Here is a 16,037-nt window from a genome sequence, read left to right as displayed (position 1 = left end):
CCTTGAAAACTAGATAGCGAAACATGTAACTAGAATCATCCAAAACCTTGATGGTTTGATGCAAAGCGAAGTTGTATGGCGCATGAGCGATTTGGCAAGCTTGCTTGCTAGCGCGAATTCGGCATATAACGGAGCGACTGGTCAAGCTAATAAGGGCACACGGAGGATGCCTAGGCGCTAGGAGCCGAAGAAGGACGTGGCGAACGACGAAATGCCTCGGGGAGCCGTAAGCAGGCTTTGATCCGGGGATGTCCGAATGGGGGAACCCAGCTGTGGTAATGCGCAGTTACCATGCAGTGAATACATAGCTGCATTGGAGGCACACCCAGGGAACTGAAACATCTAAGTACCTGGAGGAAAAGAAAACAATAGTGATTCCGTCAGTAGCGGCGAGCGAACGCGGATTAGCCCAAACCAAGGAGCTTGCTCCTTGGGGTTGTAGGACGTCAACATGGCAAAAGTTCATTAGGTGAAGTGATCTGGAAAGGTCCGCTGCAAAAGGTAACAGCCCTGTAGCCGAAAGTGAACGTATGCCTAGACGGATCCTGAGTACGGCGGGACACGTGAAACCCCGTCGGAATCCGGCAGGACCATCTGCCAAGGCTAAATACTCCCTAGCGACCGATAGTGAAGCAGTACCGTGAGGGAAAGGTGAAAAGCACCCCGGGAGGGGAGTGAAAAAGAACCTGAAACCGTGTGCCTACAAGAAGTCAGAGCCCGTTAACGGGTGATGGCGTGCCTTTTGTAGAATGAACCGGCGAGTTACGTTTGCATGCGAGGTTAAGCTGAAAAGGCGGAGCCGCAGCGAAAGCGAGTCTGAATAGGGCGACTATAGTATGCAGGCGTAGACCCGAAACCGTGTGATCTACCCCTGTCCAGGGTGAAGGTGCGGTAACACGCACTGGAGGCCCGAACCCACGAATGTTGAAAAATTCGGGGATGAGGTGGGGGTAGCGGAGAAATTCCAATCGAACTCGGAGATAGCTGGTTCTCCCCGAAATAGCTTTAGGGCTAGCCTCGGGGGATGTGTCGTGGAGGTAAAGCACTGATTGGGTGCGGGGCCCGCCAAGGGTTACCAAGTCCAGTCAAACTCTGAATGCCACAGACATTACCCCGGGAGTCAGACAGTGAGTGCTAAGATCCATTGTCAAGAGGGAAACAGCCCAGATCATCAGCTAAGGTCCCCAAGTGTGTGTTAAGTGGGAAAGGATGTGGAGTTGCACAGACAACCAGGATGTTGGCTTAGAAGCAGCCACCATTTAAAGAGTGCGTAATAGCTCACTGGTCGAGTGACTCTGCGCCGAAAATGTAACGGGGCTAAACACACCACCGAAGCTATGACTTGCACCTTGTGTGCATGGGTAGGGGAGCGTTCTGTACGGAGTGAAGGTAGATCGTGAGGACTGCTGGACTGTACAGAAGTGAGAATGCCGGTATGAGTAACGAAAAGATCAGTGAGAATCTGATCCGCCGAAAGCCTAAGGGTTCCTGAGGAAGGTTCGTCCGCTCAGGGTAAGTCGGGACCTAAGGCGAGGCCGAAAGGCGTAGTCGAAGGACAACAGGTTGAAATTCCTGTACCACCGTAAGCCGTTACGAGCAATGGAGTGACGCAGCAGGGTAGGGACGCGGACTGATGGATGTCCGTCCAAGCAGTGAGGCTGATGTGTAGGCAAATCCGCACATCATAAGGCTGGGCTGTGATGGGGAGCGAAAATTACAGTAGCGAAGGTCTTGATCTCACACTGCCGAGAAAAGCTTCTAGCCAGGCGAAGGTGCCCGTACCGCAAACCGACACAGGTGGGCGAGAAGAGAATTCTAAGGCGCGCGGAAGAACTCTCGTTAAGGAACTCGGCAAAATGACCCCGTAACTTCGGGAGAAGGGGTGCCCCGGTAGTGTGAATAGCACGAGGGGGCCGCAGTGAAAAGGCCCAAGCGACTGTTTAGCAAAAACACAGGTCTATGCGAAGCCGCAAGGCGAAGTATATGGGCTGACGCCTGCCCGGTGCTGGAAGGTTAAGGGGAGCGGTTAGGGGTAACCCGAAGCTGTGAACCGAAGCCCCAGTAAACGGCGGCCGTAACTATAACGGTCCTAAGGTAGCGAAATTCCTTGTCAGGTAAATTCTGACCCGCACGAATGGCGTAACGACTTGGGCGCTGTCTCAACGAGAGATCCGGTGAAATTTTAATACCTGTGAAGATGCAGGTTACCCGCGACAAGACGGAAAGACCCCATGGAGCTTTACTGCAGCTTGATATTGGACTTTGGTACGATCTGTACAGGATAGGTGGGAGCCTTTGAAGCCTGAGCGCCAGCTTGGGTGGAGGCGCCGTTGGGATACCACCCTGATCGTATCGGAGTTCTAACCTACTACCGTAATCCGGTAGAGGGACCGTGTCAGGTGGGCAGTTTGACTGGGGCGGTCGCCTCCTAAAGAGTAACGGAGGCGCCCCAAGGTTCCCTCAGAATGGTTGGAAATCATTCGAAGAGTGCAAAGGCATAAGGGAGCTTGACTGCGAGACATACAGGTCGAGCAGGGACGAAAGTCGGGCTTAGTGATCCGGTGGTACCGCATGGAAGGGCCATCGCTCAACGGATAAAAGCTACCCTGGGGATAACAGGCTTATCTCCCCCAAGAGTCCACATCGACGGGGAGGTTTGGCACCTCGATGTCGGCTCATCGCATCCTGGGGCTGAAGTAGGTCCCAAGGGTTGGGCTGTTCGCCCATTAAAGCGGTACGCGAGCTGGGTTCAGAACGTCGTGAGACAGTTCGGTCCCTATCTGTCGCGGGCGCAGGAAATTTGAGAGGAGCTGTCCTTAGTACGAGAGGACCGGGATGGACGTACCGCTGGTGTACCAGTTGTCTCGCCAGAGGCATCGCTGGGTAGCTATGTACGGAAGGGATAAGCGCTGAAAGCATCTAAGCGTGAAGCCCCCCTCAAGATGAGATTTCCCAGTATGTAAGACCCCTTGAAGACGACGAGGTAGATAGGTTGGAGGTGGAAGCACAGCAATGTGTGGAGCTGACCAATACTAATCGGTCGAGGGCTTGACCACGAGGCACTTACGACAGTAAAAGCCGCATCACAAGCATACCCAGTGTATGCACCACAAGATCTTTGGATGGATCGACTGCACGTTTCGCTGCTAGTTTTCAGGGAGCAACCCTGATGTGTCTGACAAGACACCTGTTTGGTGACGATGGCGGAAGGGAACCACGCGTACCCATCCCGAACACGACCGTTAAGCCTTCCAGCGCCGATGGTACTTGGACCGAAGGGTCCTGGGAGAGTAGGACGTTGCCAAGCAGTCCCACAACTGTGGGTTTTTTTATGGGATTTTGTCTCGTATGCACAATGGAGAGGTGTCCGAGCTGGCCGAAGGAGCACGATTGGAAATCGTGTAGGCGCCAAAAGCGTCTCGAGGGTTCGAATCCCTCTCTCTCCGCCAGTATTAAGGCGGCGTAGCTCAGCTGGCTAGAGCGTACGGTTCATACCCGTGAGGTCGGGGGTTCGAGCCCCTCCGCCGCTATAGATACATAAGGCCCGTTGGTCAAGGGGTTAAGACACCTCCCTTTCACGGAGGTAACAGGGGTTCGAATCCCCTACGGGTCATATACCTTTCATAAGGTAGAGAGTAATACAGCAAGAATTAATTATGGACGCTTAGCTCAGCTGGGAGAGCATCTGCCTTACAAGCAGAGGGTCGGCGGTTCGATCCCGTCAGCGTCCACCATATATGCTTTTACTGACGCGGGGTGGAGCAGCCCGGTAGCTCGTCGGGCTCATAACCCGAAGGCCGCAGGTTCAAATCCTGCCCCCGCAACCAATTCATATGGAGCTGTGGTGTAGAGGCCTAACATGCCTGCCTGTCACGCAGGAGACCGCGGGTTCGAATCCCGTCAGCTCCGCCATTTTTACAACGCTAGTTTATGTGGCGGTCGTGGCGAAGTGGTTAACGCATCGGTTTGTGGATCCGACACTCGGGGGTTCAATTCCCCTCGTCCGCCCCATTACCTTGATATGATTTTTAAATATTGGGGGTTAGCCAAGCGGTAAGGCAACGGACTTTGACTCCGTCATGCATAGGTTCAAATCCTATACCCCCAGCCATTTAGTTATGAGCCATTAGCTCAGTTGGTAGAGCACCTGACTTTTAATCAGGGTGTCGAAGGTTCGAGTCCTTCATGGCTCACCATGATTGTTTTATGTGCGCGTGTGGCGGAATTGGCAGACGCACTAGACTTAGGATCTAGCGTCTTTGACGTGGGGGTTCAAGTCCCTCCACGCGCACCAGATTTATGCGGAAGTGGCTCAGCGGTAGAGCATCGCCTTGCCAAGGCGAGGGTCGCGGGTTCGATTCCCGTCTTCCGCTCCATAATTTCATACGTGCCCTTAGCTCAGCTGGATAGAGCGTTTGACTACGAATCAAAAGGCCGGGAGTTCGAATCTCTCAGGGCACGCCATTATTACTTTCGGGACGTAGCTCAGCTTGGTAGAGCACCTGGTTTGGGACCAGGGGGTCGCATGTTCAAATCGTGTCGTCCCGATACGTCTGTCCCAGTAGCTCAGTTGGATAGAGCAACGGCCTTCTAAGCCGTGTGTCGGGGGTTCGAATCCCTCCTGGGACGTCACAGGAAGCGCAGATCTTACAGGATCTGCGCTTCTTTTGTTATCCGGCTTTTTATGATTGACGTTTCTGCTCGTTATTCATTTTTTCTTAGCCCTGTAACTTCCTCAAGGCCCCTTTTCTTAAGCTTAGCGGGAAATTGCATTATTTTTAAAAACGAATTATGTAAGGGTTATCATAGATTTATTAATCGGGTTTTCTAGAATATTACTGGGTAAAAAGCTGACTTACCGTGTTATTTGATGTAAATTTTATGTGTATTTTTTGACCGTTGTTCAAAACTTTTAACCCAATTAAACCGATATAATTGATTAGGACATAGAAATGGATGTCATCTCTTTTAGGCAATTACATAGACGTTAAACAGGAAGAGGGGGATTAAAGAGATGAAAAAACAAATGCTAACGAATAGCTTTAAAGGATTGAACCGGAACTCGTTGAAGGTGAAGATTCCGCTTCTTTTATTAATTTTGGCTTTGGTACCGCTGCTTGTCTCGGAATATTTTCTCAGTAATCAATTCACATCGGTACTCCGGAAAAATATAGAGGAGAATCAAACAAAGATAACCACCTATACGGCCGATTACATATCCTCGACGCTTGTCCAGAAAGTTTCTACGGTCCAGAGTGTGATCCAAAATCATACGGAGCTTGGAACGCTGACGGAAGCTCAGAGAATCGCGGTTCTTAAAACGATGTCGGAAAACGACACGGAGGTAAAGATTGCTCTGTTCGCGGATAAAGAGGGACAAGCGGTCGACCAGAACGGCAAGAAGAGCAGTCTCGCCAGTGACGAGACGTTTAAGAGCGTCAAGGAGACGAAGAAACGGGTTGTTTCCGATATCGTGAAGGACGCCAGTTCCAACCAATATTCTTTGAAAGTCAGCGCGCCTGTCCTAGGGACGGACGGACAATTCGCAGGTATGCTGCAAACCGCCATAAATCCGAGCCGGATGATCAGTCAGGTAAATAAGGTGAAGATTGGCGAAACCGGTTATGCTTATCTCATGTCCAAAGAAGGCATCTATATGGTTCATCCGCAGCTGGATAGGATCGGTAAGCCTTTATCGGAAATAGCGACCCCGGAAAGACTGGAGCTTTTCAATAAGACGGTGCTTGTTAAAGAGCAGGGACAAGTAGCTTATAAGGAAAAAGATAATACGAATAAGGTTGCGGCTTTCGAAGAGATTAAGGTTCCCGGCTGGCGCATAGTGGTTACGGGAAACTCGGATGAAATTTACTCACAGGTTGATCAAGTCAACTTCGTAGCCAAAATCATCGTTCTCATATCCGCTATTGTTGTAGTTGCCGCCGCTATATGGCTGTCTACGTTTATTTTGAGGCCTCTTCTCGGTATATCCGCTATGATGAAACGGATTGCCGGAGGGGACCTGTCCAGAAGATTAAAGGTGCAATCGCAGGATGAGTTGGGAGATGTACAGCGGAACATCAACGAGATGCTGGATTCCTTCTCCGCACTTCTCCAGAAGCTGAGCATGGCGATTGAGCATATGGCGGCTTCTTCCCAGCAGTTAAGCGCTATTGCGACCCAATCGGCGGACGTTTCACAGAATGTGAATCAGACTGTCCTGGTTATGGTTAAAGGGGCGGAAGCCCAATTCGAAACGGCTGAACAAACAACGGAGGCCATGAATGAAATGGCGGCGGGTGTGACCAAGATTGCGGATTCCGCCTCCACGGTGTCGGAAGTCGCGCAGGGAGCCGTACAAAGAGTAAATCAAGGCTCAAGGGACATGCAGGAAGCGATTCACCAAATCCGAAAGGCAAGCGAAGCCGTGGAAGCGACTTCCCAGAATATAAAGGCGCTGGAGGAAAGCTCAGCCCGTATTCACCAAGTAGTCGGGTTTATATCGGAAATTGCAAAACAGACGAATTTGCTTGCTTTAAACGCTTCTATTGAGGCGGCGCGGGCGGGCGAGCACGGAAGAGGTTTTGCCGTAGTTGCACAGGAGGTGAAAAACCTCGCGGAACAAACCTCTGGAGCAACGGTCCAGATCAACGATACGATCAAACAAGTACTGTCGGCGACCAAACAGGCTGCCGCATCGATGTCGCACGGCAAAGCCGAAGTGGATCGGGGTGTAGAGCAGGTACGCAACACGGACCGAGTTTTCGAGGATATGCTTGAGACGGTGTCTTCGATTAACGGACAAATCCAGGAGGTTTCCGCGGCGGCACAGCAAATTTCGGCCGGTACGGAAGAAGTTGCGGCTTCCATGCAGGAAACCGTTCAGATTTCCAGAGACTCGCTTGGTAAAATGAACGGCATGTCCCGTTCCACGGAAGAGCAGTATGCGGGTATGAAAGAGATCGTTCTCTCCGCATCCGAGCTTACCCGGTTAGCCTCCGAGCTTCAGGAGCTGTCCGGCAAGTTTACGGTAGAAAGAGACGCGTCTGCGGACCGCGAAGCCAGCGACAAAGCGCTGCAGAACAAAAAAGCCAAAAAAACGAAAGCGGAGAAGGCAAAACAGAAACAGCAGAAGCAGGGGAAATCAAAACAGCAGAAGCCCGGCAAACCGGACGGTAAAGCCGAATAGGACGAGCGTCAGATCTAATTACAGCCTCCGGCCTGCGTACAATCAATGTATAACCGATAAAAAAGAAGCTATCACCGGACTAACGGGATAGCTTCTTTTTGTTTTCTTTTAACGTGCAGAGGCAGATTACTTTTTACCGTCTTCATCTTCCGTTTCAATCTCAAATTCAATGGTATCCGCACTTACTTTGACATCATGCACTTTGATGCCGTTGCGCTTCAAGGAGGAGCTGATCAGATTGCGGTCCTGCGACGGAAAGACATAGGATGGCTTGTCCCTGTTGCTGAGAAGGTCCTGTGCGACTTGTATAAGTCTCTCCATGGTGAACGGCTTCCGCATAAACTTCTCGATATCCTTCTCGTGATAATCGAGAGGCGGCTCCAAGGCGGTGGAGACAATGACAGGTGTCCGGTTGTAGACGGGGTGATGATAAAGCTCCGAAATGAAATCCCAACCCGTCAGGCTGCCTTCCAAATGAATGTCGACGATGAAGAGCAGCGGCGTTTCCGTCGTTTTGCGCTTCAAGGAGAGAATGCCCTCCTCCGCGGAGCGGAGCTGAACCGAAGGAAGCTGGAGTTTGGCAAGCGCAACCTGGATCAGTTTGGCCAGATTATCGTCGTCCTCGAAAATAACGATTTTCTTGTTGAGTGAGACCATTTCAAACGGAACCAGCTCCACGGTAAACGTCGATCCCTTGCCCATCTTGGAGGTGAAGGTGAGCTTGCCCTGATGGCCTTCCACGATCTCTTTAACGATGGCGAGTCCTAATCCGGTACCGCCGATTTGCCTGCGGTCGGAGTTATCTACCCGGTAGAACTTGGAGAAAAGATGCTCCTTCGCTTCTTCGGGAATTCCGAGCCCGTAGTCGGTCACATCAATGAAAACGGAACCGCCGCTTTCGCGGATTTGCACGTCAACCCGCTCCGCACCCGGCGAATATTTGATCGCATTGCTGAGCAGGTTCTGAACGACCTGACGGAGCCGGTCGCTATCCCCGCGCACCCAAACTTCTGCTGGTGAGAGGGCGGTTACCGTAATGTCGTGGTTTTGCTTGTCCTGCCATTTCTCGACGATATCGTTAACGAGCTCCTTCATATCTACCGGGGCAAAATGATACACCTGGCGGCCGGATTCCATCCGCTGAAGATCGAGAAAATCGTTAATGAGGTTGGCGAGACGCGTAGCTTCTTTAAAAATGGTATCCAGGTATTTCTGCTGCTTCTCTCGCGGAAGCTCACGATGAATGAGAATCTCGATAAAACCGAGCACGCTGGCCAGCGGTGTGCGAAGCTCGTGAGACACGATGCTGACGAACTCGTTTTTCATCGCGTCGATGCGTTCTTCCTCCGTGCGGTCGCGGAAGACGAACAGATAGCCGGATTCATCGCTGTCGTTCTCGCCGACCGAGGTGGCGTAAATCTCCGTAAACTGAGGCTCTTCTCCGTTCATAAAGGTGAAGCGTTCGTTAAGCTGGTTGATGTCGCCGTCAAACAGCGCTTTAATGGACTGCGAAACGCCTGTGAACCCGCTTGAAGCCGCGGCGATTTCGCGGCAGGAATCCACGAAGTCCTGCCCGATCTGCTCATCCAGCCGGAAAAATTGATGCATCTGATTGTTGGCGATCAGAATTTTACCGTTACGGTCGCACATCATCATGCCCTCATGTGCCGCTTCCAGAATCCCCTCGATAAGATCGCGCTGGGACTCGATATACTGTTTCTCCAGAACGAGCTGATCGTTAAGCTCTTCCAAATGCGCAGCCTGCTTGCGGCGCTCGTCGTTCATAATCTGGGCGTAGAAGGCCAGATCGAACTGCCGGATCAGACCCAGCGTCAGCCGCTCCTTCTCTTCATGCCGGTCCAAGCCGTGGAAGTTGGTAAGGAGCAGGAAGCCGATCACCTGCTGCCGGTCGTCCTGCAGAGGGAAATAATGATCGACGGCAACGGAAATGCCGTCATGGAACCCGCGCTCCGCCTCGGTTGCTTCCCGCTTCTGGACAAAGGCGCAGCCTTCATCGAACACTCGCTGGGACGCGCCGTAAAGCTCGCTCTGGGCTCTGGAGGCGAAGCTGCGCGGGTACCCGCTGGAGAAGAGGACTTCATAGAGTTCGGCCTCCTTGCTTTTCAGGACGACAAGGGCGGCGTCATAGCTGACGGAAACGAGAAGGGCAGGAATCGAATGCTGCAGAAACTGCTTCAATTCAGTGAAGCCGGTCAGCTTCTCCTGATAATTCGAAATCAGCTCCAGCTCCCGCTCGCGGTCGGACAGCTTGGCCAGCGTAATCTGCTGTTCTTCCTGCTGGGCGATAATTTCTTCATTCTGGGCTTCCAGGCTTTCCGCCATGAACCGGTAGGTTTCCTCACTCTTGCGGAGCTGTGCTTCCGCACGGCTGGCTCGCAGCTGGATCAGGCCCGACCAGATTCCGATCAGGATGCCCAGAATGCCGCCGCTTAAAATGATCATCCGCGAGACGGAGCCGGCTCTTTTAATGGAATCGTGGGAAGAGTCGCTGATTTTGTTTAGCGCTTCCAGGATACTAAGGTGCAGGGTCCTATACTGGTCCATGTACTGTTTGCCGATATTGATGCGTCCCTGGGCTTCCTCCAGCTTGCCGGCCTGCACAAGTTCGATTTGGGAAGCGTAGTACGCGAGCATTTTCTGAATGTGCGGATTTACTTGAGTCTGTATAAGAAGGCGGAGATCGTCATGACCCGCTTCCAGCGTGCGAATGATTCCCAGGTCTTTCTGAAGGGCAGCTTTGCCGTCTTCGTAAGGCCCCAGATATTTCGCATCGCCGGAGATCAGATAGCCGCGTATGCCCGTTTCCTGGTTGAGCAGGTCTTGAAGAAGATTGCTGGCCGCCGAGATGACGGGAATGGCATCTTCCATAACCGCATCGCTCTGCCTCTCCATATTCAAGGAGGAAATGTAGCTGGAAGTCCCGACGAGAGCAAGCAGCAGAACGATGGCAATCACGTACGAAAGAGATAAGCGGGAGCGGTTGAATTTCATGCGTTCACCTGGTTTCTGAAAATAATTCTGGAAAAATCCAGCATTAGTCCACATTCGACATGAAAAGACCAAATCCTGCATAAAACGAGTGTGCTTTTCGTCATTGTTCTCCAGAGAGATATGGGGTAAAATGGAAGTAGGCCAAGCCGTAATGCCGACCACGTTTCAGGGAATTAAGGAAGAATTGATTTTGTTTTGCCGATGCACTGTGTTAAAATACGGGTAACTAACGTATAGATGGATTATGTGTGTGCCGCAGCCGTGGCACTTCTGTATTTTTATGCATAAGCTGTACCGTTCTCCATGCCAAAAAGACCGCGGATGCGGGGGCATCTGCGGTCTTTTTCAATAGCTCGCCCTTCAAGGGTGATCAGCTGCATATGGTGTGACGAAGATAGACCTCCAAGGCCGGTTGCCCAAGGGAGGTCTATTTCTTCTTCTGTGAAAGAATGAGAACCACTAAGCTCGCAAATGAGATCATAAGCGTCAAAGCGTCTTTAACTTCCACAGGGCATCACCTCCTACTCGAGAAGGTTAGCCGACCACCCTTGAAAATGCCTAGTCTATTGTAACTTTAGTATACCACCAATGTGGGAAAAGTTATAGCATTTTTTACCATTTCACCCATTCATCCATTCCATCCGCAAAGCAAGCAGATCACGCAGCTCGTCCGTAGACAGCTCCGTAATCCAATTCTCCCCGCTGCCCACAATTTGCTCGCTCAGGCCGAGCTTTCTCTCGATCATTTCATCGATTTTCTCTTCCAGCGTTCCAAGCGTAACGAATTTGTGCACCTGCACGTCCCGCGTCTGCCCGATCCGGAAAGCGCGGTCCGTCGCCTGGTTCTCCACGGCGGGATTCCACCAGCGGTCAAAATGAAAGACGTGGTTGGCGGCCGTCAGATTGAGACCGGTTCCGCCGGCTTTAAGCGAGAGCAGAAAGACGGAGAACTGCTCTTCCAAGGGAAGCTCCGCGTTCTGAAAACGGGCGATCATCGCATCCCGCGTCTGCCGAGGGGTGCCTCCGTGCAGGAAGGAGACGGACTCGCCGAGTTCGCTCTGCAAAATTTCCTGAAGGAGATGGCCCGTCTCCACGAATTGGGTGAAGATCAGGCACTTGTCGCCCTGCTGGCGCAGTTCCTGCACCATGTCGAGCAGACGCTCCACTTTGCCGGAGCGGTTGCGCCAGTCGGTGCGCGGTCCCTCGCGCATAATGAGCGCGGGATGATTGCAGATCTGCTTGAGCTTCGTCAAAGCGGCGAGAATGTGTCCTCTGCGCTCCATCGGAGACATCGCGTCGACTTTCTCGAAGAGGTCGCGGATGTAATGCTCGTAGAGCGTACCCTGCTCGGCCGTAAGCGTCACGAACGTCTTCGACTCGTTCTTCTCGGGAAGATCGAGCTGGATGGCGGGGTCTTTCTTAATGCGCCGCATCAGGAAAGGCCGCACGAGGCGCTGTACGCCGGAGATCAGGCCGCTGTCGCGGGACTTCTCGATCGGCGTGACGAACCGCCGGGTGAACTGCGTGAGCGTGCCGAGATAGCCGGGATTCAGAAAATCGAAGATGGACCACAGCTCCGTCAGCCTGTTTTCCATCGGTGTTCCCGTCAGGGCGATCCGGTGAAGACCCGAGAAACTGCGGATAGCGGCCGCTTGTTTCGTGTACGGGTTCTTGACGTTCTGTGCTTCGTCCAGACAGATGGAGCTCCAGGACACCTCGCGCAGTTCCTCCTCATCGAGATGGGAAAGCGTATACGAGGTGATGACCAGGTCTGTGCCTTCTACGGATTCCGAGAAGAAGCTTCCTTTGGCGCGCTGCGGCCCGTAATGAACGTGAACGCGGAGGTTCGGCGCAAAACGGCGAAGCTCCATCTGCCAGTTTCCGATTACGGAGGTCGGGCAGATGAGCAGGGAAGGCGCGTCGGGGGCTTCGGTTTCCTTCACCTGAAGAAGATAGGTGATGTACTGGATGGTCTTGCCGAGACCCATGTCGTCGGCAAGACAAGCTCCCAGGCCGAAGCGCCGCAGGAAGAGCAGCCACGTGCTGCCCTCCAGCTGATAAGGCCGCAGCGTCCCCAGGAACGAAGCCGGGGGATCGATGCGGGGCAGCTCGGCCGTGCGCGTGAGCTGCTGGAACAGCCGGCGAAGCTGGCCGGTCAGCTCGATCTCGACCGCCGGCGGCCGGTTGTCGGGATCGGCGGCTTCGTCCGCCGGTCCTTCCGCCTCTCCGCCGGTGCCGCCGCCCAGCAGCTGGAGCTCCAGCACTTCGCGCAGGGTAAGCCCCTGCTGGCGGTCCGCTCTGGCGAGCAGCTCCTCGGCCTGGCGCAGAAACTGCGGGTCGAGCTGGACCCAGCGGCCGCGGATGCGGATGAGCTTGCGCTTCTCTTCGAGCAGCTGGAGGAACTCCTCCTCGCTCAGCTCGAAGTCGTCGATGGCAACGCGCCAGTCGAACTGCATAAGCTGGGTAAGCCCGAACATCGACTCGCCGCCTCCGCCAAGCGAATTCTTGAGCTTGGCCTGGAGCTTGGGGCGCAGCTTGCGCGCCCGTTCCCACCAGGCGGGCAGCATGACGGCGAAGCCCGCCTCCACCAGGCGCACGCTGCCTTCCGCGAGGAAGCGCCACGCCTGCTCGTCGCTCAGCCGCGTGAGGAGCTGCGGCGGCTCTCCTTCGTCCGCCGCGTTCAGCCACGGCAGAAGGCGCAGCCATCTGCCGACATCCCGCGGGACGCGCCCAAGGTCCGCGGTCCAGGACTCCGGCAGGGCCAGCTCGCCTTCCAGCGGCTCGCCTGCCGGAGTTACCGCGCGCAGGACCGTGTCGTCGGAGCGGTCCTGCAGGAGGATCTGCAGCCTCCAGTCCGGGTCCCCTTCGGGTTCCATGAGCTGGAGGCTGGAGCGGAACGGCGTCGGATCGTGCTTCCAGCCGATCGACACGAGCCAGTCCTCTTCGTCCAGCCAAGTATCGGCAGGACGTGTGCCCAGGCGCAGCAGCGGATGCGCCTCTTCGAGCCGGCGGAGCGCCGCTTTGCGGGAGCCGTCGGCTTCGATCCAGGCGGGGATGAGCTGGTCGAGCCACAGCTCCGCCTGCGAGGTGACGGACGCGGCGGCTTCCCCTTCTAGCTGAAGCTTCCAGCTCAGGTTACCCGCCTTCCACTTCTCGTAATCGGGAACGAACCGTCCTCCGGCAAGCGCTTCCTTAACTTCGGGAGCGAGTTTCCGGAGATTCGTGGTGTCCGTATCCCACCGGATGGAAAGATGCTTCACGGTATGGGGATCCCCGAAAAAATCCAGCGCCGCCAGTGCGGGCAGGGACAAGCCTTCGCGGTGTCCCCATTCCGTCGTTTCAATAAAGGTTCCGTAAAAGGAAGGGGCATGCCAGGCGAAAAGCAGGCCCTTCAAATCTTGTGCATCCCAGATGCCGCCGTTCTCCCGGGTTCCCCACACGAAGAAGGCGCCGGACGGCATCCAGACGGCATGAACCGTCAACGGACTCGTTTCTATCATGGCAGCCAGCTTCCTTTCTCCAGTTCTTCCTGGAACGCGCGGAGGCGGATGAAGTGATCCGACAGCCGGTTAATGTATATATCCCATTCACGCTTCCGCCCGAGGGTCGTGTAGTAGCCGTGAAGTTTTTTGAGAAGACGGACCGCGGTTTTATAGGAAGTCCTGTTCTTCTCCAGCACGGAACGTTCCACAGCCTGATGATACAGGGGAAGAAGGAGGGCCGGATCGGATTCCTCTACCGATCTCAGCTCCAGGGCGTACAGGTTCTGGGGGCCGATCCGGTTGGCGATTTGCAGATCCACCCATTGGCGGTAGCGCTTCGTCTGGAGCAGGTAGCCGGTGTAAACATAGTAGGAACGCGGAAGAAGCTTCTCCATGATATGAACCCATTCGTCATCCGCATCGGCATGCTTGGCGGCGTCCGTCCAATATTGGCAGAGCAGGCGGAAATCGTCCTGGGCCGCCGACTGCATAGTCGGAGCGAGCCACCGCAGCCAGCTCAGCAAGGTCTCCCACTGGGCACGTTCATGACAGCGTCTCATATAGAGGATAAAATCTCTGGCTCTCCGCTGATGCAGAGCCTCCAGTCTAAGAAACGCCGCGTCCGTGTTGTCCTCCATGAGGTCAAAATGAGCCCGGGCCACTAGGAGAACGTCCTGCTTACGGTTCCTGCGGCCTTCTTCCCGGTCTTGGAGCTGTTTATCCAGCTTTTCTTTCTCGCGCTTGATCCACTCCGCCTTCTTCGGCAGAGCCCACCATACCGCACGGTAGGCATAGAGCCAGTCGTTCGGTCCCTCTTTGCCCTGCAGGGCGAGAGAGGCGAGGCGGTTCAGCGCTTCCGTCCAGCGCTTCGGGTGCTCTTTGACCGAGACCGGAAGTGCGGGGGAAGCCAGAAGCCGGTCCAGGCGGGACAGGCAGTCGGCCGCGGCTGTTTTAGCATTAGATTCATGAAAGCCGGATAAGTAGGAATTTTTGGTATCGCCGAAAAACTGTTCCATGCGGTGCATTACAAACAATGTCACGTGCAGATCGTATAAAAGCCGGATGCCGTCCGGCCAGCCGGAGGCATAAGCTTGAAACCGTTCGAAAGCGGAAGTGACAAACAGATCGAACGAGTACTGATGAGAAATCGAAAAACCGTGATACTGCGCTTCAAAAAAGCGGTGCCAATCTTCGGGAGATCCTCCCGGCACCGGCTCGGAAGTACGCCGCTTGGACTCGCGGTCCGCGTTCTTGGCGGGCTTCCGCTTCGTCGTCATCGCGCGCTTCAGCTCTTGAACAAGCAGTTCCGGCCTGCCGTGAGGAACGTACAGGGCAAATATAACCGCTGCCATGTGTCTGCACGGTTTTTCGAACGAGCAGGTGCAGTCACCTGCGCTGAAGTTTTCCAGATCGATCGTGGTACGGTAGCGGTCGTTACCCCGTACCGATGCATGCACGACCGTCCCTCCCACAAGCTCCACGCCGCTTACACGGCCTTTGTGGTGAAACATCCAACCCCGTTCCATATCCTCGGGGTCCATGTGGGTCTGCATCTGCTTGATCAAGTAGTTCATTCTGTTCTTGGGTATTTGCAGTTCGAGCATTCCGTCTGAACCTCCGGGGTATCCTTATCTCTCCATAGTACCAGATTTTTTCCTGTTTTGCCCATTGGTTTAGGATCGGCTAATGGAGGATTTTTTAGACGTGCCATAAAGATAGATGAAAAAGTCTCGGCCTTGGAAAAAAACCGCATCAGCCCTGAGGCGGCAGTCCTTGCCCGGGAGCACGCTTGCGCATGGTCCGGCATGTAATAAAAAGATGAAACCGGCACGAAAAAAGCCGGGGGCAGCCAAGGCCTTCCTATCATTTTACCATTATACGTCTGCTGATTCAGGAATTCGGTTAAAATAATAAAAAACGAACGCAGGTTTGGAAATTCAAACATCCGGGTGGTATACTGGGAACACAAGAGCAAGGCTCCGGAGCAGGAGCTTTTTCCACTTAAGGGAGGCACGCGAAACGTATGGGGATCAAGTTCGGCAGAGAGTACGAAGACATCATCCGCGATTTGATGAACGGGCTCGGTCATGTGGACGGGTTTTACGGATTTTTTGAAATGAGCGAGACGGACTGGCAGGAGCTTCCCGAGGAAGATCGTCAGGAATGCCTTCGTACGCTGGCCGACGACGTATTCTACGGTCTCGGTTCAGAGCCGCTGCTCCAGATTGCGGACGCGAAGGTGCGTTATTTGAAGGACAGACACCTGATTCAGATCGATCATGACGAACAGGTGGTCACGATCGTGCGGCTGACGTCCGCGTAGGAACGGATACGAGAGCGGTTCCGATTCAGGGTAA

General features: G+C 54.1%; 6 protein-coding genes, 14 tRNA genes and 2 rRNA genes. 18 read left to right on the top strand and 4 right to left on the bottom strand.

The annotated features are described in order from the left end of the window. Positions 1-139 precede the first annotated feature (139 nt). The 17 genes from ABC395_RS24730 to ABC395_RS24650 all read left to right on the top strand — a co-directional run bounded on the left by ABC395_RS24730 (position 140) and on the right by ABC395_RS24650 (position 7,186). A 23S ribosomal RNA gene (locus ABC395_RS24730) occupies positions 140-3,056 on the top strand. Between the two features lie 134 nt (positions 3,057-3,190). Next, a 5S ribosomal RNA gene (gene rrf, locus ABC395_RS24725) occupies positions 3,191-3,307 on the top strand. A 50-nt stretch (positions 3,308-3,357) separates the two neighbouring features. Continuing rightward, a tRNA-Ser gene (locus ABC395_RS24720) sits at positions 3,358-3,449 on the top strand. A gap of 7 nt (positions 3,450-3,456) precedes the next feature. After that, a tRNA-Met gene (locus ABC395_RS24715) sits at positions 3,457-3,530 on the top strand. An 11-nt stretch (positions 3,531-3,541) separates the two neighbouring features. Further along, positions 3,542-3,613, top strand: a tRNA-Glu gene (locus tag ABC395_RS24710). A gap of 45 nt (positions 3,614-3,658) precedes the next feature. Further along, positions 3,659-3,734: transfer RNA gene (locus ABC395_RS24705), tRNA-Val, on the top strand. A gap of 16 nt (positions 3,735-3,750) precedes the next feature. Then, positions 3,751-3,827, top strand: a tRNA-Met gene (locus tag ABC395_RS24700). Positions 3,828-3,835: 8 nt separating this feature from the next. Beyond that, a tRNA-Asp gene (locus ABC395_RS24695) sits at positions 3,836-3,912 on the top strand. A gap of 23 nt (positions 3,913-3,935) precedes the next feature. After that, positions 3,936-4,011 (top strand) — tRNA-His (locus tag ABC395_RS24690). A gap of 25 nt (positions 4,012-4,036) precedes the next feature. Beyond that, a tRNA-Gln gene (locus tag ABC395_RS24685) sits at positions 4,037-4,111 on the top strand. A gap of 9 nt (positions 4,112-4,120) precedes the next feature. After that, positions 4,121-4,196 (top strand) — tRNA-Lys (locus ABC395_RS24680). Positions 4,197-4,210: 14 nt separating this feature from the next. Next, positions 4,211-4,294: transfer RNA gene (locus tag ABC395_RS24675), tRNA-Leu, on the top strand. A 7-nt stretch (positions 4,295-4,301) separates the two neighbouring features. After that, positions 4,302-4,376, top strand: a tRNA-Gly gene (locus ABC395_RS24670). Positions 4,377-4,387: 11 nt separating this feature from the next. Next, a tRNA-Arg gene (locus ABC395_RS24665) sits at positions 4,388-4,464 on the top strand. Between the two features lie 10 nt (positions 4,465-4,474). Then, positions 4,475-4,548: transfer RNA gene (locus tag ABC395_RS24660), tRNA-Pro, on the top strand. Between the two features lie 7 nt (positions 4,549-4,555). After that, positions 4,556-4,629 (top strand) — tRNA-Arg (locus tag ABC395_RS24655). Positions 4,630-5,014: 385 nt separating this feature from the next. Continuing rightward, a complete protein-coding gene (locus ABC395_RS24650) occupies positions 5,015-7,186 on the top strand; it encodes a methyl-accepting chemotaxis protein (RefSeq protein ID WP_413006374.1) in 2,172 nt (723 codons plus the stop codon). Positions 7,187-7,312: 126 nt separating this feature from the next. On the opposite strand, the gene ABC395_RS24645 is transcribed toward ABC395_RS24650, so the two are convergent. From ABC395_RS24645 to ABC395_RS24630, 4 genes are all read right to left on the bottom strand, one after another. Further along, positions 7,313-10,198, bottom strand: coding sequence for an ATP-binding protein (locus tag ABC395_RS24645; RefSeq protein WP_413006373.1), 2,886 nt, complete (start codon positions 10,196-10,198; stop codon positions 7,313-7,315). 427 nt (positions 10,199-10,625) lie between these two features. Next, positions 10,626-10,706: a putative holin-like toxin gene (locus tag ABC395_RS24640; protein ID WP_219819079.1), complete on the bottom strand. Its 81-nt coding sequence runs from the start codon at positions 10,704-10,706 to the stop codon at positions 10,626-10,628. A gap of 112 nt (positions 10,707-10,818) precedes the next feature. Next, positions 10,819-13,698 (bottom strand): DEAD/DEAH box helicase, encoded by a 2,880-nt coding sequence (locus ABC395_RS24635; RefSeq protein WP_413006372.1) that lies wholly within the window; start codon positions 13,696-13,698, stop codon positions 10,819-10,821. Further along, positions 13,695-15,284, bottom strand: coding sequence for an SWIM zinc finger family protein (locus ABC395_RS24630; RefSeq protein ID WP_413006371.1), 1,590 nt, complete (start codon positions 15,282-15,284; stop codon positions 13,695-13,697). Before ABC395_RS24630 ends, ABC395_RS24635 begins: the two co-directional genes overlap by 4 nt. Before the next feature lie 419 nt (positions 15,285-15,703). Here ABC395_RS24630 and ABC395_RS24625 point away from each other — a divergent pair, with 419 nt between their 5' ends. Next, on the top strand, positions 15,704-16,003 hold the full coding sequence (locus ABC395_RS24625) for a hypothetical protein (RefSeq protein ID WP_413006370.1): 300 nt from the start codon (positions 15,704-15,706) through the stop codon (positions 16,001-16,003). Positions 16,004-16,037 lie beyond the last annotated feature (34 nt).

It is taken from the genome of Paenibacillus canaveralius (genome assembly GCF_047238265.1).
Taxonomy (GTDB): Bacteria; Bacillota; Bacilli; order Paenibacillales; family NBRC-103111; genus Paenibacillus_F.
Note: the sequence above shows the minus strand (reverse complement) of the source record. Positions and strands in the feature narration are given on the sequence as shown.

Bases quoted from the DNA above. Each gene is read 5' to 3' on its own strand.
- ABC395_RS24635 (WP_413006372.1), bottom strand. From the start codon at position 13,698: ATGATAGAAACGAGTCCGTTGACGGTTCATGCCGTCTGGATGCCGTCC.
- ABC395_RS24650 (WP_413006374.1), top strand. From the start codon at position 5,015: ATGAAAAAACAAATGCTAACGAATAGCTTTAAAGGATTGAACCGGAAC.
- ABC395_RS24645 (WP_413006373.1), bottom strand. From the start codon at position 10,198: ATGAAATTCAACCGCTCCCGCTTATCTCTTTCGTACGTGATTGCCATC.
- ABC395_RS24630 (WP_413006371.1), bottom strand. From the start codon at position 15,284: ATGCTCGAACTGCAAATACCCAAGAACAGAATGAACTACTTGATCAAG.
- ABC395_RS24625 (WP_413006370.1), top strand. From the start codon at position 15,704: ATGGGGATCAAGTTCGGCAGAGAGTACGAAGACATCATCCGCGATTTG.